This window comes from Pseudomonas sp. GNP014, from assembly GCF_054344005.1.
This window is the reverse complement of the sequence record NZ_JBTGUS010000001.1, coordinates 2232864-2256652: the sequence shown is the minus strand read 5'-3', so window position 1 is coordinate 2256652 and position 23789 is coordinate 2232864. Positions and strand designations below refer to the sequence as shown.

Below are 23789 nucleotides of genomic sequence, written 5' to 3'. Positions count from 1 at the left end.
AACCTCCAAAGCGGTTACGGGATTTACACGCCGCCGGCGGTGAGTTTCTCGGGATTGAGCAACTCTTCCAGCTGGCTGCGCGACAGGTTGGTATGTTCCAGCGCGACGTCGATCACCGGACGACCCTGCTTGTAGGCCTGCTTGGCGATTTCCGCAGCTTTCTGGTAACCGATGATCGGGTTGAGTGCGGTGACCAGAATCGGGTTGCGCGCCAGCGCTTCCTTGAGCCGCGACTCGTTGACCTTGAAGCTGGCGATGGCCTTGTCACCGAGCAGACGGCTGGAATTGGCCAGCAGTTCGATGCTGCTCAGCAGGTTCTGGGCAATGATCGGCAGCATCACATTCAGCTCGAAATTGCCCGACTGCCCGGCGATGGTGATCACCGAGTCGTTGCCGATCACTTGCGCGGCGACCATGGCGGTGGCTTCCGGAATCACCGGATTGACCTTGCCCGGCATGATCGACGAGCCGGGTTGCAGGCCTTCAAGCTCGATTTCGCCAAGGCCGGCGAGCGGGCCGGAGTTCATCCAGCGCAGGTCGTTGGCGATTTTCATCAGTGACACGGCGGTGGCCTTGAGCTGGCCGGAGACGGCGACGGCGGTGTCTTGCGAGCCGATCAGCGCGAACAGGTCCTTACCCGGCGTGAACTGCACATGGGTCAATTGGCTGAGTTGACGGCTGAAACAGGCGGCAAACTCGGGATGCGCGTTGATCCCGGTGCCCACCGCCGTGCCGCCCTGCGCCAGACACTGCAGGCTCGGCAGCAAATCCTGCAGATGGCTGATGTTGGCCTTGAGCTGCTGCGCCCAACCGTTCAACACCTGGCTCATGCGCACGGGCATCGCGTCCATCAAATGCGTGCGCCCGGTTTTGACGTGGTGATGCACTCGTGCGGCTTTCTTTTCGATCACCTGCACCAGGTGCAGCAGCGCCGGCAGCAGTTGTTCGTGCAACGCCAGGGCGGCACTGACGTGAATGGTGGTCGGGATGATGTCATTGCTGCTCTGGCCGCAGTTGACGTGATCATTGGGATTGACCGGCTCGTCGAGCAGACGGCTGGCGAGGGTCGCGAGCACTTCGTTGGCGTTCATGTTGGAACTGGTGCCAGAACCGGTCTGGAAGATATCCACCGGAAAATGCTGCATGAAATCGCCTTCGAGCAAACCTTGGGCGGCGTCACTGATGGCCTTGCCCTGGGCGGCGCTGAGCTGGTTGAGTTCAACGTTGGCGCGGGCGGCCGCAGCTTTCGCCAGAATCAGCGCGCGGATGAATTGTCTCGGCATCGGCTTGCCGCTGATCGGGAAGTTATCCACGGCGCGCTGGGTCTGTGCGCCGTAGAGAGCGTCCACCGGCACCTGCAGTTCGCCCATGCTGTCACGCTCAATACGTGTCTTGGTCATCTGAAAATCCTTGTACCCGGTCAATGAGAGAAATCGAGGGAAGCAACTCACAGGTCGCGAGCTGCCAGGTGTAGCGTTGCCAGCGCTGGAGCCGGCAGACGCACAGCGACAGGCGCTCCATGTCCCGCAATGGGCGCCAGGCTTGATCGAGACACAGGCTGCGCCAATGCCACGGCAAGGCGATGTCGGTGGCCGTGTCGAGCAGCAGACGGAAGGAAGTTTCAGCGATGGTCCACGGAGAAGTTGCCGTACAACAGGCCAGGTACCGGCCTTCGGCGAGGTAGTGTTCGATCAGGCGCGGCTCGTCGGAATCCATCGCGCAACGGATCTGGCGACTCATCCAGCGCCAGCTTTCGAGGTACGGCTGCTCGTGCAGGGCAGAACTCATGATCCGGGACTCATTCTAAGATGAGATTTATTATTAAATGATAATGAGAACCAAAACAAGCATGAGCTGTGCATCAAATGGTGGGAGCGGGATTTGTGCGCTACAAAAAAAGGCGCGCCACCCAGAGGGATGGCGCGCCTTTTTTTGTGTGACGGGCCGAGCTTAGCTGCCTGCCACCGTCATGCGCTCGATCAACACCGAACCGGTGCGGATATTGCTGCGCAGCTCCAGATCATTACCGACCGCGACAATCTGCTTGAACATGTCGCGCATGTTGCCGGCGATGGTCACTTCCTGCACCGCGAACTGGATTTCGCCGTTCTCGACCCAGAAACCCGCTGCCCCGCGCGAATAGTCGCCGGTGACCATATTCAAGCCGTGGCCCATCAATTCGGTGACCAACAGCCCACGGCCCATGCGCCGCAGCAGCGCCGCCTGGTCTTCCTCACCATGGGTGACGAACAGGTTGTGCACACCGCCGGCGTTGGCGGTGCTCGGCATGCCCAGCTTGCGCCCGGAGTACGTGCCAAGGATGTACGAGACCAACTCACCCTTTTCGACGAACGGTTTGGCATACGTTGCCAGACCATCACCGTCGTACGAGGCGCTGCCCATCGCACGCATCAAGTGCGGACGCTCGTCGATGGTCAGCCATTCCGGGAACAGCTTCTGCCCCAGCGTGCCTTCAAGAAACGACGATTTGCGGTACAGACTGCCGCCGGACACCGCCGACAGGAAACTGCCGAACAAACCACCCGCCAGTTCTGCAGAAAACAGCACTGGCACCTCGCAGGTCGGCACCGGACGCGCGCCCAGGCGGCTCGCCGCCCGTTGCGCGGCACGCTGGCCGATACTCACCGGATCCGCCAGCAAACTGCCCTGACGGTTCACGTCGTACCAATAATCGCGCTGCATCTGGCCATCGGCCTCGGCGATCATGACGCAACTCAGGCTATGCCGCGTCGAGGCGTAGCCACCGATGAAACCGTGGCTGTTGCCGTAAACCCGGCAGCCCTGATGGGTGCTGAGGGTGGTGCCGTCAGCGTTCTTGATCCGCGCATCGGCATCGAACGCCGCGGCTTCACAGAGCAGGGCCTTCTCGATCGCCTGCTCCGGGGTGATGTCCCATTCGTGGAACAGGTCGAAATCCTGCAGATCCTTGGCCATCAGTGCCGCATCGGCCAAGCCCGAGGCTTCGTCTTCCGAGGTGTGTCTGGCAATCGCCAATGCGGCGGCGACGGTTTCGCGAATCGCGTCCGGTCCGGTCGCCGACGTACTGGCCGAGCCTTTGCGCTGGCCGACGTACAGGGTGATGCCAAAGCCCTGATCGCGGTTGAATTCGACCGTTTCGACTTCACGCTGACGCACCGACGTCGACAGGCCTTGCTCCAGCGACACCGCGACTTCACAGGCGCTGGCGCCCTGACGCTTGGCCTCGGCGATGATCTGCTCGACCTGTTCCTGCAGTGCCGGCAATGCCTGCGGGCCGACGCTTTCAACTGCACTCATGCTCATCTCCACTCAAATTCTGCTTTCGGCTGGGGTCATCGAGCGACCGGGCCGGACAAGCGGCCCCCGACTGGTTATCATGGCGGCGTTTCTTTGCGGACTGCCACCATGGTTGATTCTTACGACGACTCCCTCGATACGGGAGAAAAAAGCAAATCTCAGGTCAAACGCGAGCTGCATGCTCTGGTTGACCTGGGCGAGCGCCTTACAACACTCAAGCCCGACTTGCAGGCAAAACTGCCGTTGACCGACGCCTTGCGTCGAGCACTGGCCGATGCGCCCAAGCACACCGCGAATATCGCGCGTAAACGGCACCTGCAGTTCATCGGCAAACTGATGCGCGATCAGGACACTGACGCCATTCTGACCCTGCTCGATCAACTCGATGCCTCTACCCGTCAGTACAACGAGCGTTTCCACAATCTCGAACGCTGGCGTGACCGCCTGATCGCCGGTGACGATGCCGTGCTGGAGAAATTCGTCGTCGAGTACCCTGACGCCGATCGCCAGCAATTGCGCTCCCTGATCCGTCAGGCCCAGCACGAGGTTGCGCAAAACAAACCGCCTGCTTCCAGCCGTAAAATCTTCAAGTACATCCGCGAGCTGGACGATACGCAACGCGGCCTGCGTTGATATTCGTCATCGGGTGGCCGCCCTGCGTGCCACCCGAAGCTCCGCCTCGTCTTATGCGCCCGTGCCACCCACGGTAATCGCATCGATCTTCAGCGTCGGCTGACCGACACCCACCGGCACCGACTGTCCGTCCTTGCCACACGTCCCCACACCGCTGTCCAGCGCCAGATCGTTACCGACCATCGACACCCGGCTCATCGCCTCGGGGCCGTTGCCGATCAACGTCGCGCCTTTGACCGGCGCGGTGATCTTGCCGTCTTCGATCAGGTACGCCTCGCTGGTAGAGAACACGAACTTGCCGCTGGTGATATCGACTTGACCGCCGCCAAGGTTGGCGCAGTAGATGCCTCTCTTCACCGAAGCGATGATTTCCGCCGGATCGCTTTCCCCGCCAAGCATGTAGGTGTTGGTCATCCGTGGCATCGGCAGATGCGCATAGGATTCGCGACGACCGTTGCCAGTACGGGCCACCCCCATCAGCCGCGCGTTGAGCTTGTCCTGCATGTAGCCTTTGAGCACACCGTTTTCGATCAGCGTGGTGCACTCGGTCGGCGTACCTTCGTCGTCGACGCTCAGCGAACCGCGACGACCGGCCAACGTGCCATCATCAACGATGGTGCAGAGTTTGGAAGCAACCATTTCGCCCATGCGCCCGCTGTAGGCAGAGCTGCCCTTGCGGTTGAAGTCGCCTTCCAGACCGTGACCGACTGCTTCGTGCAGCAGCACACCGGACCAGCCCGAACCTAATACCACCGGCAAAGTGCCGGCCGGTGCCGGAATCGCTTCCAGGTTCACCAGGGCCTGACGCAACGCCTCACGGGCATAGCCCATGGCGCGGTCTTCGGCGAGGAAATACCGGTAATCGGTACGCCCGCCACCGCCGTGCCCGCCGCGCTCGCGACGGCCATTCTGTTCAACGATCACACTGACATTGAAACGCACCAGCGGCCGCACATCGGCCGCCAGACCGCCATCGGTGGACGCCACCAGAATCCGTTCCCAGACCCCGGCCATGCTCACACTGACCTGCTGAATCCGTGGATCGAGGGCGCGGGTGGCGATGTCGATGCGCTTGAGCAGTTCGACCTTCTCCGCACGGCTCAGCACTTCCAGCGGGTTATCCGGCGCGTACAACTGGGCAACGTCCTGCGTGGTAAACGCCTGCACTTTGCCGTTCTGCCCGGCACGGGAAATCGAACGCGCGGCACGGGCCGCAGCACCAAGGGCTTCGAGGGTAATTGCGTTGCTGTAGGCAAAACCGGTCTTTTCGCCGGATTGCGCACGCACACCGACACCCTGGTCGAGGTTGAAGCTGCCTTCCTTGACGATGCCGTCTTCCAGCGCCCAGGACTCGGAGATCTGCCCCTGGAAATACAGGTCGGCCGCATCGATGCCCGGACCGGCCAGATCGCCGAGCACGCCTTGCAGGCTCTCGAGGGTCACACCGCCCGGGGCCAACAAGTGATCACTGACTGAGGACAACAACTCGCTCATAGGTTTACGCCTTAAATTCGTGTTCTGAAGCAGGTCGCTGTGCGCCCTGCGAGAAAAACCGCCGGTGGCTCGCCACTGGCATGCGCGCCCGGATGGACGCTTGTTCGTCGATATCGCGTTCGGCCAACAACACCGCTTCGCCTTGATCCTGATGCGCCAGCACACGACCCCACGGGTCGATGATCGCCGCATGCCCGAAAGTTTCTCGCGGTCCCGGATGGGTCCCGCCCTGTGCTGCCGCCAATATGTAGCACTGAGTCTCGATGGCCCGTGCGCGAATCAGCACGTCCCAATGCGCCGCGCCGGTCACCGCAGTGAAGGCCGACGGCGCCGTAATCAATTCGGCACCGGCAGCACGCAACTCGCTGTACAGCTCAGGAAAGCGCAGGTCGTAACACACCGTCAGGCCGACTCGGCCGACCGGGGTGTCCGCGACCACCACGCCGCTGCCATAAGCATAGTCATCGGATTCGCGGTAACGGCCCCGATTATCCGCCACATCGACATCGAACAAGTGCAACTTGTCATAGCGGGCCACGGTGTCGCCCTGATCGTTGATCAGCAGCGAACAGGCATTGGCCTTGGCCGTCGGTTGATCCAGCGGCGGCAACGGCAACGTGCCAGCCACTATCCATAACTTGAGGTCGCGGGCGGTCTGTTTCAACCACGGCAGGATCGGGCCTTCGCCCAGTGCTTCGGCGCGGCCAATGTCAGCGATGTCGCGACGGCCCATGGCAGCGAAGTTTTCCGGCAACACCGCCAGCTTCGCACCGCCGGCCGCAGCCTGCTCGAGCAGGCGTCGGGCCTGGGCCAGATTGGCCAGCACATCGCTCTGGCTGACCATTTGAATCACCGCTAAAGACATGGCCGTTCCTTATCCGCAAATCAACACAAACCCTGCAGAAGCTGGCGCAGGGGGCTTCGGCCATGCTACTAGCGGCGGTTCAAAAAGGCTTGTCGAATGTGATTTTCGGCTCTTTCCACGGGCCCTTGACGGTGTATTTCACACTGGCAAAGCGCGCCACACGGTCGCCGATCAGTTTGTCGATCAGGAATAAGGCACCACCAACAGCCGGTGCGCCCACGATCAGCGCGGCAATCGGCAGGTTGTTGGTCACCGGCAAGGTCACCAGCAACTTGGCATCGACCTGTTCGCCGACCAGATCCAGCGTCCCGTCCAGTTCGATGTTGCTCGACGGCCCGGTCAGGCGGATCGGCTCGCGGGTCACGTAAACGCCGTTGTTCGCCACCAACAGGCCTTTGACCCGGTCATAGCTCAGGCCTTTGCCGAACAGGTCGGAGAAGTCCAGACGCAAGCGGCGGCCGATGGAGTTGAAGTTAAGCAGGCCAAACACCCGCAATGCCTGGGCCCCGCCCTCCACTTCGACAAACTGGCCCTTGCTCAACGATGCATCGAGGGTGCCCGAGAAACGTTTGGTCGCCAGCCACGCCGGCGAGCCCGGCCAGCGGCCGTCGACGTCCATGCGGAATTCCTCGCTGGTCACACTCGGGGCAAAGCCCCAGCCTTTGAGGACATCGGCCAGGTTCTTGCCAGCGATCCGCCCCTTGAACCAACTGTTGGTCGCCCCCGGCGCACCTTCCCAGCCACCGTTCCCCTGCAACAGGATGCCTTTGAGGCCCATATCGAGGCTGTTCAGGGCGATGCCTTTGGCGGTCGGTCGCACCTTGAGCGACCAGCCGCCAACCAGATCCTGGCCGAGAAACAATTGATTGATGGTGATATCCAGCGCGGGGATTTTCGTCGGGTCGACCGAAACCAATGGATCGGGCGAGTTCTCATCGGCCTGGACCGACGGGTCTGGTGCCGGCAAGCGGACGTATTGCAGATTCACCGTAATCGGCGTGCTCTTGGCATCCGGCAAGCTCGCCCAGCCTTTGGCCTGCTGGCTGTCCAGTGCCAGGTTCCACGTACTCGGCTTGCGGTTCACCTGGACCGAGGCCTGGTCAAGTGTGGTGCCGAACGCCGTGAGCTTGCCGATCTTGAAATCGGCACTGTTCAACAGTTGCTTGGCACTGCCACCCGGGTCCTGACCGGCGTATTTGTTGACCAGATCCTGCCACGGCGCCACGTCCAGCTCCGACAGCACACCGCGAATGCGCAAGCCTTTGGCGCCCGGCAGCACGGCTTCGCCGGCACCGAGGAACAGTTCGCCACGTCCGTCGGCAAAACTGCCTGGTGGTGCCGCGAAGGTAAAATTGGCCAGTTGATCGTAGTTGACCCAATAACGTCGCTCCTGCCCTTGCAGGGTCATACGGAACACCGTGCTGCGTCCAACATCCGCCGCCATGCCGAACGGTGCCGGCAGATCCACCGCCACGCCCTTCATGCTGGAGCTGACCAACAACTGACTGTCGGCACCGTCCAGATTCAATTGCAATTGGTACGGGATCGTCCCGGACACCGGCAGCGGTTGCGTCACGCCCAGCCAGTCGGTGAGTTTCTTGACTTCGACCTGCCCCGACGCGGCCACCCGGGTCTTGAGTTTTTTGGCGCTGCCGTCGGCAAAAATCTGCGCCGTGACAGGCTTGTCGAACGCGCGCGCCGCGATGTTCTGCCCGCTGAGGCCTTTGCCGCTGTCGAAACGGAAGTCACCTTTGAGCTGCGTCAGTTCCAGCTTCGGCTCTGCCAGCTGCAACCGTGCATTGGCGGTCTTGAAGTCGACCAGAATCTTCGGCTGATCGCCGCCCTTGTCCAGCGGCACGTCCAGCTTGAGCTTGCCCTGCAGATCGCCGGCGCCTTCCCAGCCGGCGAAGGTTTCGCCCGTACCGATCGGCGCCTCTTGAAGAATCTTCAAGCCATCGCCCAGGCCACCGGCAAAAGCCCCGTCGAGAAACAGATGGGTATGTTGGCCGGCAGGCACATGGGGAATATTGACGAACACATCACTGACCTGAGTATCGAGCAACTGGCCCTTGTCGGCCCAGATGCGCACACCGCTGTCTTCGATGAACACGTCGCCACTGACGTTGTTGACGTGAGGCCAGCCCGGCTGGAAGGCCAGTTCGGCGTCATGCACCTTGAAGAACAGGCTGATACTGCGATCCGCATCGCCCGCGTCCTTGTTCAGCGAGCCTTGATACTGGAAGAAGCCCTGATCCACTGCGCCTTTGAGAATGGCGGTGCGCAGCCATTCATCCAGCGCCGGGCTCAAGACCTTGGGCAGATACTTGGCAGTGTAGCGACCATCGCCCTCGACCAGCCCGACCCGCAGGTCCATGTAGTCTTCCTGGCTATGGTCGAAGTGCAGGCGAATCAGGAAGTCGCCGGCAATCTTGCCCTCTTCGCCGAGCACCTTCAGGTACGGTGCGATCAGGGTGAAGCCGTCTTTATCGAGTTTCCAGGTCAGCCGCGCATTGGCCTGCAGATACTGCCAGGGCTTGGCGAAGATCGGATCAAGGTGCAGGACGAAATCCTTACTGTCCATGCGCAACTCGCCACCGTCGAGGTTACCGCTGAGACTGCCACTGACATTACGGGCGGCCGGCGCACCGTGATAGGCATCGAAACCGACGCTATCGAGATTGGCCGCGAAGCTGAACTTGCTGCCATCGGTGGCGTTGGGTCGGAAATCCAGCAACACATTACGCAGGCCGCCAGTGACGTTGAGGTGATCGACCACGGTGGCGAAACCTTGCGGCAATGGCCCCAGGGCGTTGAGCAACGGGGTGATCGGGGTCAGATCGAGGCGATCGGCCTGCAGATGCCAAAGCTCTTCAACCTTGTCACTCGCACGGGTCTGCTGCAGCTGCACGCGCGATTCCCAGCGGGTTTCGCCAATGCTCATCGCCAGTGAATCGAAGGTGACCGTCGCACCCTCGGCGCTATTACGGTAGTAAGCGTTGAGCGCCAGATTGTGTATCTGAATCGGTTTGCGCTCGGCATAGGCACCGGTCAGTTGCGGCGCGTTCAGGCGCAGCGAGGCACTTTGCAGGGCGCCCTCGGCCCAGTTGAACCAGAGCTCGCCACCGGCCTTGAGCTCGGCGAAATGCCATTGCCGGGTCAAGCGCTCGGGCAACCACTTCGCCCAGTCGCTTTGCGGCAGGCTGGCATAGCCGTCCACCACACTGTCCTGCCATTGATCAGGGCGAATCCGCGTACGCAGGCTCAGCGCAACGGGCTGGCCATCCGGCAGGGTCAAACGCGCATCGAGGCGTTGCCGACTGGCGCCGGTTTTCAGGTTGAGGCCGACATAGGTCAGCGTCATTGGCGCGTGATCCTGCGGCTGCAAGGTCACCTGACTGTCGAGCACCGACAGTTGCTGGATCATTTGCGAGCGGTTGAACAGTTGCTGCGGATCGAGCGGCTGATCGTTCTGCACCGGCAGACCTTCCAGCGCCCAACGGCCGTCCGCCGCTTCCTTGAGGCTGATCTTCAGACCGTTGAGTTCCAGATGAGCGATGCGCACTTCGCGGGTCAACAGGCTGGCCCACAGATCCGGTACGGCACGCACCCGATCCAGGCGCAGAGCATTGGCGCCGTCGCCCACCATGACGTCGTGGGCGAGCAGGATCGGCGCAAACCCGCTCCAGCTGCCTTCCAGCTCACCGATCTGCAGCGGCATGCCCAAAGCCGCACTGGCCTTGTCTTCGATGTCGGCGCGATACTCGGCCACCAGCGGGGCCAGCTCACGGCCAAGACTGACGTACAACGCCATCAACACCAGAACCAACGCGCACAGGCCCAATCCCCAACGGGTGAGCGCGGCCAGAATGCGTGTCAGACGCTCCATGTCAGTTGGCTCCCATGGCGAAAATACTGCGAAAAGCTGAGGCCAGCCGCGGTGGATTGAATGTGACGCAGGTGATCAGAGCAGCACCACGTCGTATTGTTCCTGGGAATACATGGTTTCCACCTGAAAGCGTATGGTGCGCCCGATGAACCCTTCAAGCTCGGCGACGTTACCGGATTCTTCGTCGAGCAGGCGATCGACCACTTTCTGGTTCGCCAGCACTCGATAACCCTCGGCCTGATAGGCGCGGGCCTCGCGAAGAATCTCGCGGAAGATCTCATAACAGATGGTTTCCGCCGTCTTCAGTTTGCCGCGCCCCTGACAACTGCTGCACGGTTCGCACAATACCTGCTCAAGACTTTCACGCGTACGCTTGCGAGTCATCTGCACCAGGCCCAGCTCGGTGATGCCGATGATGTTGGTCTTGGCGTGATCGCGCTCCAGCTGTTTTTCCAGGGTGCGCAGCACCTGGCGCTGATGCTCTTCGTCTTCCATGTCGATGAAGTCGATGATGATGATCCCGCCGAGATTGCGCAGGCGCATCTGCCGGGCAATCGCCGTGGCCGCTTCGAGATTGGTCTTGAAGATGGTTTCTTCCAGATTGCGATGGCCGACGAACGCCCCGGTGTTCACATCAATGGTGGTCATGGCTTCCGCCGGATCGACCACCAGATAACCACCGGACTTCAACGGCACCTTGCGCTCAAGGGCTTTCTGGATTTCGTCTTCGACGCCATATAGATCGAAAATCGGTCGCTCGCCCGGGTAGTGTTCCAGACGATCGGCGATTTCCGGCATCAGTTCGGCGACGAACTGCGTGGTTTTCTGGAAGGTTTCCCGCGAATCAATGCGGATCTTCTCGATCTTCGGATTGACCAGATCACGCAGGGTGCGCAACGCCAGGCCAAGGTCTTCGTAGATCACGCTCGGTGCAGCGATGGTTTTGATCTGCTCGTTGATCTGATCCCACAGACGGCGCAGGTAACGGATGTCCATGAGGATCTCGTCGGCACCGGCACCTTCGGCGGCCGTGCGCAGAATAAACCCGCCCGCCTCCTTGATCCCTTCCTTGGCCACACAATCGCTGACCACCTGCTTGAGGCGCTCGCGCTCGGCTTCGTCTTCGATTTTCAGGGAAATGCCAACGTGGGCGGTGCGCGGCATGTAGACCAGATAGCGCGAAGGAATCGACAACTGTGTGGTCAGGCGCGCGCCCTTGGAACCGATCGGGTCCTTGGTGACTTGCACCACCAGACTCTGGCCTTCGTGCACCAGCGAACTGATGCTCTCCACTGCAGGCCCTTCACGCAGGGAGATTTCCGCCGCGTGAATGAACGCGGCACGGTCCAGTCCAATGTCGACGAACGCTGCCTGCATGCCCGGGAGTACGCGGACAATCTTGCCTTTATAGATGTTGCCGACGATCCCGCGTTTTTGCGTGCGCTCGACATGCACTTCTTGCAGCACACCGTTTTCGACCACCGCCACGCGCGACTCCATCGGCGTGATGTTGATCAGAATCTCTTCACTCATGGCAGGATCTCGTTCAGGCATGTTCACGATAATGGCTGCATCTTTTGTGTACGACGCTTATTGCGCATTCAGGTTTTGCCAACAGGGTATGCCGAAATGGTCCAACAGTTCTGCGGTTTCGCAAACGGGCAGGCCGACCACCGCCGAATAGCTCCCGTTGAGGCCGGCGACAAACACCGCGCCAAGCCCCTGAATGCCATAGCCACCGGCCTTGTCCCGAGGCTCGCCGCTGGCCCAATAGGCGGCGGCTTCGTCGCGACCGATCGGCCGAAACCGCACCAGACTGCGCACCACCCGCGACTCGCAGCGCTCGCCTTCGCGCACGGCGATCGCAGTCAGCACTTCATGCTCCTTGCCAGACAACATCATCAGCATGGCGCATGCATCGGCTTCGTCCACCGGTTTGCCAAGAATTTTGCCGTCGAGCACCACTGCGGTGTCGGCGCCCAGGACGCAGAACGCTGCGTCGGAAACGACCGTGCACCGCCCGGCCTCGGCCTTGCCGCGCGCCAGGCGCTCGACATAAGCCGAAGGCGATTCTTCGGGTAGCGGGGTTTCGTCGATGTCCGCGCTGATGGCGGAGAATGGAACGCCGATCTGCGTGAGCAATTCTCGGCGACGCGGCGATCCGGAGGCGAGGTAAAGCGGCTTCATCAAAACATCTCCCTGTTCAGTGCCCTGCTTCACCGGATCAATTGATTTTGTAGCGGCGGCGCAATCCACGCAGAGCAAAGCTGACCCACGGCCAGAGCAAGGCACTGACCAGTGCCGGAAGGACCAGCGCAAGGGTCGGCTGACGGTTGCCGGTCAAGGCACTGAGCCACAGCTGGACCAGTTGCGCGAGGCCGAAAATCACCAGGATCACCAGGCACTGCTGCCACATCGGGAACATCCGCAGGCGTTGTTGCAATGACAGCACCAGAAAGGTGATCAGGGAAAGGATCAAGGCGTTCTGACCGAGCAGGTCGCCCTGCAGCACGTCTTCGGCCAGTCCCAGGCAGAACGCCGTGACCATGCCCACCGTATGCGGCAGGTACAAGGCCCAGAACGTCAGAAGCAAGGCCAGCCACAGCGGGCGCAGGATCTCCATGAAGATCGGCAATGGCGACACGCTGAGCAATATGCCGACGACAAACGTCAGCCAGACGATCCAGCCGTTACGCGATGCGGTAGCCCCGACCATTATTCTTGCCTCCCGGTGGTTGCCGGCGCGGTGACAGGCGGTTTGGCCGCCGGTCGAGCAGCAGGCTGATTCGCCGGTGGTTTACTGGCGGCCGGTGTGGCGGCCGGTGGTTTTGCAGGCACTGGCGGCTTGCTTGCTGCGGGTTTGGCCGGCGCAGCGCTGGCGGCCGGGGCAGCCGCTGCAGCCGGCGACGTCGCAGGCGTTGTTGCGGCAGCCGGCGGGGTCACGGTTTTCGGCACTGTCGTTGGGATCACCGGGCCACCGCCCTGGGCATCAAGATTTTCCTGCGCCTGCGCTGCGTCGTTGGCGCGCTCTTCGGCGGTGCGGTTGTCGCTGAACACCAGCAACATGTAGCGGCTGCGGTTCAGTGCGGCCGTCGGCACGGCGCGGACAATGGCAAACGGCTGGCCGGAATCGTGAATCACTTCTTTCACGGTGGCGACCGGATAGCCCGCCGGGAAGCGCTGGCCAAGGCCGGAGCTGACCAGCAGATCGCCTTCCTTGATGTCTGCCGTATCGGCGACGTGACGCAATTCCAGTCGTTCAGGGTTACCGGTACCGCTGGCAATCGCCCGCAGACCGTTGCGGTTCACCTGCACGGGAATGCTGTGGGTACTGTCAGTGAGCAGCAGGACACGGGAGGTGTAAGGCATCAACTCGACCACCTGCCCCATCAAGCCGCGGGCATCGAGCACCGGCTGACCGAGCACCACGCCGTCGCGCTCACCTTTATTGATGATGATGCGATGAGTGAAGGGGTTGGGGTCCATGCCGATCAACTCGGCCACTTCGACCTTTTCGTTGACCAGTGCGGAGGAATTGAGCAACTCGCGCAGCCGCACGTTCTGCTCGGTGAGGGCGGCAAGCTTTTGCATGCGGCCCTGCAACAGCAGGTTCTCGGTCTTGAGTTTTTCGTTTTCGGCAACAAGCTCAGTGCGGCTGCCGAACTGGCTGGCGACACCTTCCCACAGGCGACCGGGCAGGTCAGTGATCCAGTAGGCATCCATCAGCACCAGCGACGCTTGTTTGCGCGCAGGCTTGAGCAGATCGAAACGGGCATCGACCACCATCAGCGCGACCGACAGCACGGCCAGCACCAACAGGCGCACACCCAACGAAGGGCCCTTGGCGAAAAGCGGTTTAATAAGCCGCTCCTCCCAGGCAAATGTTCTGTTTATTCATACGGCATCAAACCGGCCTGGATGAAGACTGACAGAAGATAAACGCCAACAGGCAGCACTGCAAAGTGCTGCCTGCGCGCTCACCCACGTATTGCACTCGGCGACTTATTCGCTCGAGAGCAGGTCCATGGTGTGTTTATCCATCATTTCCAATGCACGGCCACCGCCGCGAGCAACGCAGGTCAGCGGGTCTTCGGCAACGATCACCGGCAGACCGGTTTCCTGGGCCAGCAACTTGTCGAGGTCACGCAGCAGCGCGCCACCACCGGTCAGCACCAGGCCACGCTCGGCGATGTCGGAAGCCAGCTCCGGCGGCGATTGTTCCAGGGCGCTTTTCACAGCCTGAACGATAGTGGCCAGGGACTCTTGCAGAGCTTCCAGCACTTCGTTGGAGTTCAGGGTGAATGCGCGTGGAACGCCTTCGGCCAGGTTGCGACCGCGAACGTCGACTTCGCGAACTTCGCCGCCCGGGTAGGCCGTACCGATTTCCTGCTTGATACGCTCGGCCGTCGATTCACCGATCAGGCTGCCGTAGTTGCGGCGCACGTAGGTGATGATCGCTTCGTCGAAGCGGTCGCCGCCCACGCGGACGGATTCGGCATAGACCACACCGTTCAGGGAGATCAGCGCGATTTCAGTGGTACCACCACCAATATCGACAACCATCGAACCGCGTGCTTCTTCAACCGGCAGGCCGGCACCGATCGCAGCAGCCATTGGCTCTTCGATCAGGAATACTTCACGGGCACCGGCACCAAGGGCCGATTCACGGATGGCACGACGCTCCACCTGGGTGGATTTGCATGGAACGCAGATCAGCACACGAGGGCTAGGCTGCAGAAAACTGTTTTCGTGAACCTTGTTGATAAAGTATTGCAGCATCTTTTCGCAGACGCTGAAGTCGGCGATTACGCCGTCTTTCATCGGACGAATGGCAGCAATGTTGCCCGGCGTACGGCCGAGCATGCGCTTGGCTTCGGTGCCGACAGCAACGACACTTTTCTGGTTACCGTGTGTCCGAATGGCCACAACCGATGGCTCATTCAGGACGATACCGCGCTCGCGCACGTAAATAAGGGTGTTGGCAGTGCCCAGGTCAATGGAAAGATCGCTGGAAAACATGCCACGCAGTTTCTTGAACATGGGAAAGGGACCCTAGGCAACGCGTGGGTAAAAAAGTGCGGCAAACTCTAACAACGACAGGGATTTTGGGCAAGGCGCCAATATGTTAAATTGGCCGCTTTTCTGTGCACCAAGCCCCACAATCGCGGCCTTATGACCGTAGAAGTGCGGTAGTGTTCCGACAATCTAACACACGGACGCCGTCCGTTCTGTTTTCCACTGGAGAATCCCGATGGCGCTAGAACGCTCCGACGTGGAAAAAATCGCTCATCTGGCCTGCCTTGGCCTCAATGATGCCGATCTTCCGCACATTACTTCCGCCCTCAACAGCATTCTCGGGCTGGTCGACGAAATGCAGGCCGTCAATACCGACGGTATCGAGCCTTTGGCCCACCCGCTGGAAGCCAGTCAGCGCCTGCGCGCCGACGTTGTGACCGAGACCAATCACCGCGAGGCCTACCAGTCCATCGCACCAGCGGTCGAAAACGGCCTGTATCTGGTTCCGAAAGTCATCGACTAAAGGGAAAGAGCCTGCAATGCATCAAATGACTCTGGCCGAGATCGCCCGCGGTCTCGCCGATAAAAAGTTTTCCTCCGAAGAGCTGACCAAAGTCCTGCTGGCGCGTATCACCCAGCTCGATCCGCAGCTCAACAGTTTCATCAGCCTCACCGAAGAGCTGGCGCTCGAGCAGGCGAAAGCCGCCGACGCACGCCGGGCCAACGGTGAGAGCGGCGCCCTGCTCGGCGCGCCGATCGCTCACAAAGACCTGTTCTGCACCCAGGGCATTCGCACCAGCTGCGGCTCGAAGATGCTCGACAACTTCAAGGCCCCGTACGACGCCACCGTGGTCGCGAAACTGGCCGCTGCCGGTGCCGTGACTCTGGGCAAGACCAACATGGACGAATTCGCCATGGGTTCGGCCAACGAGTCGAGCTGGTACGGCGCGGTGAAAAACCCGTGGAACCTGGAACACGTACCGGGCGGCTCGTCCGGTGGTTCGGCGGCGGCGGTTGCCGCTCGTCTGTTGCCTGCGGCCACGGCCACCGACACCGGCGGCTCGATCCGTCAGCCGGCGGCGTTCACCAACCTCACCGGCCTGAAGCCGACCTACGGTCGCGTGTCGCGCTGGGGCATGATCGCTTATGCCTCCAGCCTCGATCAGGGCGGCCCGTTGGCACGCACCGCCGAAGACTGCGCGATTTTGTTGCAAGGTATGGCCGGGTTCGACCAGAACGACTCCACCAGCATTGATGAGCCGGTTCCGGATTACTCCGCCAGCCTCGGCGATTCGCTGCAAGGCCTGCGCATCGGCGTGCCGAAGGAATACTTCAGCGCCGGTCTCGACCCGCGCATTGCCGAGCTGATCCAGAACAGCATCAAAGAGCTGCAGAAGCTCGGTGCGGTGATCAAGGAAATCAGCCTGCCGAACATGCAGCACGCGATTCCTGCGTACTACGTGATTGCGCCGGCAGAAGCCTCCTCGAACCTGTCGCGCTTCGACGGCGTGCGTTTCGGCCATCGCTGCGAGAACCCGGAAAACCTGATCGACCTGTACAAGCGCTCCCGTGGCGAAGGCTTCGGCCCTGAAGTGCAGCGCCGGATCATGGTCGGTGCCTACGCGCTGTCCGCCGGTTACTACGATGCCTACTACCTGAAAGCGCAGAAGATTCGTCGTCTGGTGAAGAACGACTTCATGGCGGCCTTTAATGAAGTCGACATCATCCTCGGCCCGACCACGCCGAACCCGGCCTGGAAGCTCGGCGCCAAGAACAGCGACCCGGTCGCTGCCTATCTGGAAGACGTCTACACCATCACCGCCAACCTCGCGGGCCTGCCGGGCCTGTCGATGCCGGCCGGTTTTGTCGACGGTCTGCCGGTTGGCGTGCAGTTGCTCGCGCCGTACTTCCAGGAAGGTCGCCTGTTGAACGTTGCCCACCAGTATCAGTTACACACTGACTGGCACACCCGCACCCCGCAGGGGTTTTGAAACTGCTGCGCTCGGTAATGCTGCGTTGAAAACTGGCTCGTAATGCTCATTGACTAACGTCAACTCCGCTTACTCGCCAGTTTTCGCCTTGCCTTACCTTCGCTCGCAACGTTTCAAAATCCCCAGCAAAAGGCTAGGAGACACACATGCAATGGGAAGTCGTGATCGGGCTGGAGATTCACACTCAGCTCACCACCCGGTCGAAAATCTTTTCCGGTAGTTCCACCCAGTTCGGCTCCGAGCCGAACACCCAGGCCAGCCTGATCGACCTGGGCATGCCCGGCGTGTTGCCGGTGCTGAACCAGGAAGCGGTGCGCATGGCGGTGATGTTCGGTCTGGCGATTGACGCCGAGATCGGTCAGCACAACGTGTTCGCCCGCAAGAACTACTTCTACCCGGACCTGCCGAAGGGCTACCAGATCAGCCAGATGGAATTGCCGATCGTCGGCAAGGGCCACCTGGACATCGCCCTGGAAGACGGCACGGTCAAACGTGTCGGCATCACCCGTGCGCACCTGGAAGAAGACGCCGGCAAGAGCCTGCACGAAGAATTCAACGGTGCCACCGGCATCGACCTGAACCGTGCCGGCACGCCGCTGCTGGAAATCGTGTCCGAGCCGGACATGCGCAGCGCCAAGGAAGCCGTGGCTTACGTCAAGGCGATCCACGCGCTGGTGCGTTACCTGGGGATCTGCGACGGCAACATGGCCGAAGGCTCGCTGCGTTGCGACTGCAACGTCTCGGTACGTCCGAAAGGCCAGGTCGAGTTCGGCACCCGCTGCGAGATCAAGAACGTCAACTCGTTCCGCTTCATCGAGAAGGCGATCAACTCCGAGATCCAGCGTCAGATCGAGCTGATCGAAGACGGCGGCAAAGTGATCCAGCAGACCCGTCTGTACGATCCGAACAAGGACGAGACCCGTCCAATGCGTTCGAAAGAGGAAGCCAACGACTACCGTTACTTCCCCGATCCGGACCTGCTGCCGGTGGTCATCGAAGAGTCGTTCCTGGGCGAGGTGCGCGCCACCCTGCCAGAACTGCCACCGCAAAAACGCGAGCGCTTCCAGAGCCAGTTCGGTCTGTCGGCCTACGACGCCAACGTGCTGGCCACCAGCCGTGAGCAAGCGGATTACTTCGAGAAAGTCGCGGCCATCGGCGGTGACGCCAAACTGGCAGCGAACTGGGTGATGGTCGAGTTGGGCAGCCTGCTCAACAAGCAAGGCCTGGACATCGAGGATTCGCCAGTCTCCGCCGAGCTGTTGGGCGGCATGCTGCAGCGCATCAAGGACAACACCATCTCCGGCAAGATCGCCAAAGTGGTGTTCGAAGCGATGGCCAATGGCGAAGGCACTGCGGACGAGATCATCGAAAAGCGCGGCCTGAAGCAAGTGACCGACAGCGGCGCGATCTCGGCGGTGCTGGACGAAATGCTCGCGGCCAACGCCGAGCAGGTCGAGCAATACCGTGCTGCAGACGAAGCCAAGCGCGGCAAGATGTTCGGTTTCTTCGTCGGTCAGGCCATGAAAGCCTCCAAAGGCAAGGCCAACCCGCAGCAAGTGAACGAACTGCTGAAAAGCAAGCTCGAAGGCTGATGAAAATGGAGCCAGACAAACAGCCTGGCTCCATCCCCTGTAGGAGTGACCTGTGGCGTGGGGATTTATCCCCGTTGGGCCGCGAAGCGGCCCCAATGGCTGAGCTTGATTTGCACCAGATAAACCGAGTTCTCAGATTTTGGGACTGCTGCGCAGTCCAACGGGGATAAATCCCCTCGCCACAGGTCACTCCCACATTTGATTCGGGAAACCTTTGAATGAAGCGTTTGTTCATCAGCTGCGCCCTGCTCTCTCTACTGGCCGGTTGCGCCAGCAACGACATCATCGACCCGCACGGTTACGACCAGACCGGCGTTGCCTCTTATTACGGCGCCAAACACCACGGTAAACGCACCGCCAGCGGCGAAGCGTTCAACCAGCATTCCCTGACCGCCGCCCACCGCCAGTTGCCTTTCGGCACCCGGGTGATGGTCACCAACCTGAAAAACGCCAAGTCCTGCGTGGTCCGCATCAATGATCGCGGGCCGCATACCCGTGGTCGCCTGATCGATGTTTCACGCGAAGCGGCCGAACGACTCGGTATGCTCGGCAGTGGCACCGCCCGGGTGCGCATCCAGGCCCTCGACGACTGATGGAGCACCGACCATTTTCGGACTGACCGATTTACCGCTGATCAGCGTGATCGAATTGCTCGCCGGCCTCGGCCTGCTGATCTTCGGCGCCGAACTGATGGTGCGCGCGGCGGTGCGGCTGGCGGCCCGTCTGCACGTACGGCCGCTGATCATCGGTCTGACCATCGTCGCCCTCGGCAGCAGTGCGCCGCAAATGGCCGTCAGCCTGCAAGCTGCGCTGACGCATAACTCCGACATTGCCGTCGGCAGTGTGGTCGGCAGCAGCATCTTCAACATCCTTGTCACCCTCGGCCTGTCGGCGTTGATCATTCCGCTGCGTGTGTCGCGGCAACTGGTGCGCCTCGATATTCCGCTGATGATCGGCGCCAGCCTGCTGGTGTTCGTCCTGGCATGGAACGAGGAGATCGGGCGGTTCGACGGCATCGTGCTACTGGCCGCCCTGGCGTTGTACCTCGGTTTGCTGTTTCGGCAGTCGCGCCACTCGACGCGACCGCATTCCGATCCCCCGCAAGCGCTGCAGGCGTCATGGATCACCAGCGTGCTGATGATCATCGTCGGCCTGGCGATGCTGGTGTTCGCCGGGCACCTGTTGCTCAACGCTGCGGTTGTGGTGGCGACTGATCTCGGCTTCTCGGAACGCGTCATCGGCCTGACCGTGGTCGCCGTCGGCACGTCGCTGCCGGAACTCGCGACGTCGTTGATCGCGGCCTTGCGCGGACAACGCGACATCGCTGTCGGCAACGTGATCGGCGCCAACCTGTTCAACCTGCTGGGGGTGCTCGGCCTGACCGCACTGATCGCACCAACGCCGCTGTCGGTGTCGCCGAACGCGCTGGATTTCGACCTGCCGGTGATGCTCGGCGTCGCCGCGCTGTGCCTGCCGGTGTTCTATTCCGGCTACCGCGTGACACGTGCCGAAGGTTTGCTGTTGCTCGGTTTGTACCTGGCGTACGGGTTGCACGTGGTGTCGTTCACCACCGGCATGCCGTTGGCCGGCAAGCTCGAGCGGTTGATGCTGTTTTATGTCTTGCCGACGCTGTTGACGTTTCTGCTGTTCACGTCGATCCGCGCCTGGCGCCGCCAACACCACAAGAGGGATATGCCATGACCGAGTCGAAGAAGTCCGGGGTTGAAGTCCGCCGTCAGGTAATGGGCGATGCATTTGTTGATCGCGCCTTGGGCAACGCCACCGAGTTCACCCAGCCGCTGCAGGATTTCGTCAATGAACACGCCTGGGGCGGCGTATGGAATCGTGAAGGTCTGCCGCTGAAAACCCGCAGCCTGATCACCCTCGCCGCACTGACCGCGCTGAAGTGCCCACAGGAGTTGAAGGGCCATGTGCGCGGCGCGCTGAACAATGGCTGCACGGTGGATGAGATTCGTGAGGCGCTGCTGCATTGCGCAGTGTATGCCGGCGTGCCGGCGGCGATTGATGCGTTTCGCGCAGCGCAGGAAGTGATCGATAGCTACCAGAAACCTGAGTGACCTTCCGGCCTCATCGCGGGCAAGCCCGCGATGAGGCCGGAAAAATCACCGAAAATCTTTCGGTCAGATCCATCCACCCCACTGCAAAACAAAGATCCCGACATTGGTGGTCACCGCAGCCATCAGCGTGGTCAACACAATGATCGCCGCCGCCAATTCATGATTGCCCTGCGCCGCCCGGGCCATGACGAAACTCGCCGCCGCCGTCGGGCTGCCGAAGTACAGAAACAGAATCCCCAGCTCCGCGCCGCGAAATCCCCACAACCAAGCCCCCAAAGTCGCCAGCACTGGCAAACCGATCATCTTCACCAGACTCGAACTGAGTGCCATGTTGCCGCTCTTGCGCAACGCCGCCAGTGACAGGGTTCCGCCGATGCAGATCAGCGCCAGTGGCAACGTGGTCTGCGCCAGATACTGCCCGGATGTCTCCAGCCAGCCCGGCAAACCGATTTTGAAATAGGCAAACGGCGCCGCAGCAATCACGCTGATGATCAGCGGGTTGCTGAACACGCTTTTGCAGATGCTCCACGGATCGGACTTGATCACCGGGCTGTACACCGCCAGGACAATGGTCGACAGGGTGTTGTAAAACAGGATCACCAGCGCCGCGAGAATCGCCCCGAGGGAAATTCCGTAATCACCGTACATGCTCGCCGCCAGTGCCAGACCGATCACCCCGTTGTTGCCGCGAAACGCGCCTTGGGTGTAGATGCCGCGATCTTCGCGGGGGCAACGCAGAATCGCCCAGCCCCAGGCCAGGGCAAAACTCGCCAGCGTGGCGACGGCGAAATAGATCAGCAGTGCCGGTTGCAACGCGGCGTGCAGATCCGCATGCAGAATGCCGAGAAACAGCAGCGCCGGCATGCTGACGTTGAACACCAGCGACGAGGCGGTGTGGATGAAGTTGTCGTTGATCCAGTCGATGCGTTTGAGCAACACACCGAGAAACAGCATGGCAAACACCGGCGCGGTGATGTTCAGGGTTTCGAGGAAGATTGCCAGCATGCCGGGGGAGCCTTGGGTGAGCGTCGTTAGGTGGCAATGATAAAGCAAAAGCCCCTCACCCTAGCCCTCTCCCAAAGGGAGAGGGGACCGATCGCGGGATATTGGAGAAATCCATCGACCTGAAATGACATCGCTGAATCCAGCAATGCCTATAGCAGGCCATAATCAACTCGATCGCCCCCTCCCTAGCCCTCTCCCAAAGGGAGAGGGGACCGATCGCGGGATATTGGAGAAATCCATCGACCTGAAATGACATCGCCAAATCCATAATCGACTCCGTCTTTCAGGTCGATGTAATGCGCAAGACACCTCGGTCGGCCCCCTCTCCCTCCGGGAGAGGGCTGGGGTGAGGGCCAAGCCGATCACGCATCAAGTAATCGGCGCTGGGTTAAACAGCGTGATGTCGTTATGCAGCTTGTGCTTCTCCGCCCACGTCTGCTGCTTGCCGCTCGCCACATCCAGATAGTAGTGGAACAACTCCCAACCCAACTCCTCGATGGTTGCGCGCCCGGTGGCAATCCGTCCGGCGTCGATGTCGATCAGGTCCGGCCAACGCTGCGCCAGCTCGGTCCGGGTCGAGACTTTTACGACCGGTGCCATCGCCAGCCCGTAGGGTGTGCCGCGACCGGTGGTGAACACATGCAGGTTCATCCCCGCCGCCAATTGCAACGTGCCGCAGACAAAATCGCTGGCCGGGGTCGCGCAGAAGATCAAACCTTTCCGCTTGAAGCGCTCGCCCGGGCCGAGCACGCCGTTGATCGCGCTGCTGCCGGACTTGACGATTGAGCCCAGCGACTTCTCGACAATGTTCGACAACCCGCCCTTCTTGTTGCCCGGCGTGGTATTGGCGCTGCGATCCGCTTCGCCCTTGGCCAGATAACGGTCGTACCAGTCCATTTCGCGCACCAGTTCCTCGGCGACAGTTTTGCTCTGCGCACGTGAAGTCAGCAGGTAGATCGCATCGCGCACCTCAGTGACTTCGGAAAACATCACCGTCGCCCCCGCACGCAGCAGCAAGTCCGAGGCGTAGCCCAGTGCCGGGTTGGCGGTGATTCCGGAAAACGCATCGCTGCCGCCGCACTGCATGCCGAGGATCAACTCGGACGCCGGCACGGTTTCGCGGCGGCGCTGGTCGAGCTTCTTCAGGCGGACTTCGGCCAGCGCCATGATCTGCTCGATCATCTCGGTGAAACCGTGACTGGAATCCTGCAGGCGATACAGCCACGGCTCGCTCAGATCAACCGAAGCGTCGTCCTCGTGCATCACCTGCCCGGCCTGCAATTTCTCGCAACCGAGACTGATCACCAGCGCCTCTCCCCCAGGTTCGGGTTGCGCGCCAGATTGCGCACGGTGCGAATCGGGATGTAGGCGTCGGTGGCGGTGATCGCCACGCCGCAGCCGTAACTGTGGGTCAGCGCCACCACGTCATCGACGTGCGGGTATTTGGGCAGCAACTCGTCCTTGATGCGCCTCACCGCATGATCGAGCACACCGGTGACACACTGCACCGTGGTAGTAATCCCGAGAATGTTGCGCGTGCCGACAGTGCCGTCGGCATTGCGATAACCCTCGAAGGTGAAGCCTTCCAGCGGTGCCTGGGCGGGCGGCACTTCGGTGGATAGCGGCAGGCTGTCCAGCGGCGGCGCGGTCGGCATGCGCAGTTGATCTTCCTTGACCCAACTGCCGCGCGGAATGGGCTGCAACGCGTAGCCGATGGTCTGGCCGTAGCGAATTACCTGGCCGCCCTCGGGAATGTCTGCGAGGGTGACCTTGTGGCTCTGCGGTACAAAATCCACGGTCACCAGACCGTCGGGAAATTCGGTGCCGGCCGGCACGCCCTGGTCGTTGACCACAATCACTACGTTGTCCCGCTCGTGCAGGCGGATGTAGCGCGGCGAGTCGGAATGTTCAATCAACTGCATGACGCCGCTC

General features: G+C 61.3%; 19 protein-coding genes and 1 pseudogene. 7 read left to right on the top strand and 13 right to left on the bottom strand.

From position 1 onward, the window contains the following. Positions 1-23: 23 nt before the first annotated feature. From ACXX9E_RS09975 to pmbA, 3 genes are all read right to left on the bottom strand, one after another. Positions 24-1400 carry a class II fumarate hydratase gene (locus tag ACXX9E_RS09975; protein WP_458555372.1) on the bottom strand — a complete coding sequence of 459 codons (1377 nt, stop codon included), beginning with the start codon at positions 1398-1400 and terminating at the stop codon, positions 24-26. Next, positions 1381-1788, bottom strand: coding sequence for a FagA protein (locus tag ACXX9E_RS09970; RefSeq protein ID WP_123464651.1), 408 nt, complete (start codon positions 1786-1788; stop codon positions 1381-1383). The genes ACXX9E_RS09975 and ACXX9E_RS09970 overlap by 20 nt, the downstream gene beginning before the upstream one ends. 162 nt (positions 1789-1950) lie before the next feature. Then, a complete protein-coding gene (gene pmbA / locus ACXX9E_RS09965) occupies positions 1951-3297 on the bottom strand; it encodes a metalloprotease PmbA (RefSeq protein ID WP_123464649.1) in 1347 nt (448 codons plus the stop codon). A 108-nt stretch (positions 3298-3405) separates the two neighbouring features. Between pmbA and yjgA the strand changes: the two genes are divergently transcribed. Beyond that, positions 3406-3930 (top strand): ribosome biogenesis factor YjgA, encoded by a 525-nt coding sequence (yjgA, locus tag ACXX9E_RS09960; protein ID WP_025109468.1) that lies wholly within the window; start codon positions 3406-3408, stop codon positions 3928-3930. A gap of 51 nt (positions 3931-3981) precedes the next feature. On the opposite strand, the gene tldD is transcribed toward yjgA, so the two are convergent. From tldD to mreB, 8 genes are all read right to left on the bottom strand, one after another. Next, complete coding sequence (tldD, locus tag ACXX9E_RS09955; RefSeq protein ID WP_458555371.1) at positions 3982-5424, bottom strand: metalloprotease TldD; 1443 nt, start codon at positions 5422-5424, stop codon at positions 3982-3984. Between the two features lie 4 nt (positions 5425-5428). After that, the gene (locus ACXX9E_RS09950) at positions 5429-6289 is read right to left on the bottom strand and encodes a carbon-nitrogen hydrolase family protein (protein ID WP_123464645.1); all 861 of its coding nucleotides are present in this window, start codon (positions 6287-6289) and stop codon (positions 5429-5431) included. A 79-nt stretch (positions 6290-6368) separates the two neighbouring features. After that, positions 6369-10175 carry a YhdP family protein gene (locus ACXX9E_RS09945; protein ID WP_458555370.1) on the bottom strand — a complete coding sequence of 1269 codons (3807 nt, stop codon included), beginning with the start codon at positions 10173-10175 and terminating at the stop codon, positions 6369-6371. Positions 10176-10250: 75 nt separating this feature from the next. Further along, on the bottom strand, positions 10251-11708 hold the full coding sequence (gene rng, locus ACXX9E_RS09940; protein ID WP_064119353.1) for a ribonuclease G: 1458 nt from the start codon (positions 11706-11708) through the stop codon (positions 10251-10253). 57 nt (positions 11709-11765) lie between these two features. Next, complete coding sequence (locus ACXX9E_RS09935) at positions 11766-12362, bottom strand: Maf family protein (RefSeq protein ID WP_458555369.1); 597 nt, start codon at positions 12360-12362, stop codon at positions 11766-11768. Between the two features lie 37 nt (positions 12363-12399). Further along, entirely contained in the window at positions 12400-12891 is a 492-nt protein-coding gene (gene mreD, locus ACXX9E_RS09930; RefSeq protein WP_123464639.1) for a rod shape-determining protein MreD, read from the bottom strand. Further along, complete coding sequence (gene mreC, locus ACXX9E_RS09925) at positions 12891-14036, bottom strand: rod shape-determining protein MreC (protein ID WP_336347179.1); 1146 nt, start codon at positions 14034-14036, stop codon at positions 12891-12893. The genes mreD and mreC overlap by 1 nt, the downstream gene beginning before the upstream one ends. 141 nt (positions 14037-14177) lie before the next feature. Beyond that, complete coding sequence (gene mreB, locus ACXX9E_RS09920) at positions 14178-15215, bottom strand: rod shape-determining protein MreB (protein ID WP_002555108.1); 1038 nt, start codon at positions 15213-15215, stop codon at positions 14178-14180. A 211-nt stretch (positions 15216-15426) separates the two neighbouring features. Here mreB and gatC point away from each other — a divergent pair, with 211 nt between their 5' ends. The 6 genes from gatC (at position 15427) to ACXX9E_RS09890 (ending at position 20852) form a co-directional block, all read left to right on the top strand. After that, positions 15427-15714 carry an Asp-tRNA(Asn)/Glu-tRNA(Gln) amidotransferase subunit GatC gene (gatC, locus tag ACXX9E_RS09915; RefSeq protein ID WP_007901429.1) on the top strand — a complete coding sequence of 96 codons (288 nt, stop codon included), beginning with the start codon at positions 15427-15429 and terminating at the stop codon, positions 15712-15714. A gap of 16 nt (positions 15715-15730) precedes the next feature. Then, positions 15731-17182 carry an Asp-tRNA(Asn)/Glu-tRNA(Gln) amidotransferase subunit GatA gene (gatA, locus tag ACXX9E_RS09910; RefSeq protein ID WP_007961566.1) on the top strand — a complete coding sequence of 484 codons (1452 nt, stop codon included), beginning with the start codon at positions 15731-15733 and terminating at the stop codon, positions 17180-17182. Positions 17183-17328: 146 nt separating this feature from the next. Next, the gene (gene gatB, locus ACXX9E_RS09905; RefSeq protein WP_123464635.1) at positions 17329-18774 is read left to right on the top strand and encodes an Asp-tRNA(Asn)/Glu-tRNA(Gln) amidotransferase subunit GatB; all 1446 of its coding nucleotides are present in this window, start codon (positions 17329-17331) and stop codon (positions 18772-18774) included. 218 nt (positions 18775-18992) lie between these two features. Next, positions 18993-19367: a septal ring lytic transglycosylase RlpA family protein gene (locus ACXX9E_RS09900; RefSeq protein WP_123464633.1), complete on the top strand. Its 375-nt coding sequence runs from the start codon at positions 18993-18995 to the stop codon at positions 19365-19367. Positions 19368-19413: 46 nt separating this feature from the next. Further along, positions 19414-20475, top strand: a complete 1062-nt coding sequence (locus ACXX9E_RS09895; RefSeq protein WP_447808699.1) for a calcium/sodium antiporter — start codon at positions 19414-19416, stop codon at positions 20473-20475. Next, positions 20472-20852: a carboxymuconolactone decarboxylase family protein gene (locus tag ACXX9E_RS09890; protein WP_011332452.1), complete on the top strand. Its 381-nt coding sequence runs from the start codon at positions 20472-20474 to the stop codon at positions 20850-20852. Before ACXX9E_RS09895 ends, ACXX9E_RS09890 begins: the two co-directional genes overlap by 4 nt. Before the next feature lie 63 nt (positions 20853-20915). On the opposite strand, the gene ACXX9E_RS09885 is transcribed toward ACXX9E_RS09890, so the two are convergent. Together ACXX9E_RS09885 and garD are read right to left on the bottom strand one after the other, a co-directional pair. After that, positions 20916-21857, bottom strand: a complete 942-nt coding sequence (locus ACXX9E_RS09885) for an AEC family transporter (RefSeq protein ID WP_123464628.1) — start codon at positions 21855-21857, stop codon at positions 20916-20918. A 369-nt stretch (positions 21858-22226) separates the two neighbouring features. Next, positions 22227-23779 (bottom strand): annotated as a pseudogene (gene garD / locus ACXX9E_RS09880) (galactarate dehydratase). Between the last annotated feature and the right edge of the window lie 10 nt (positions 23780-23789).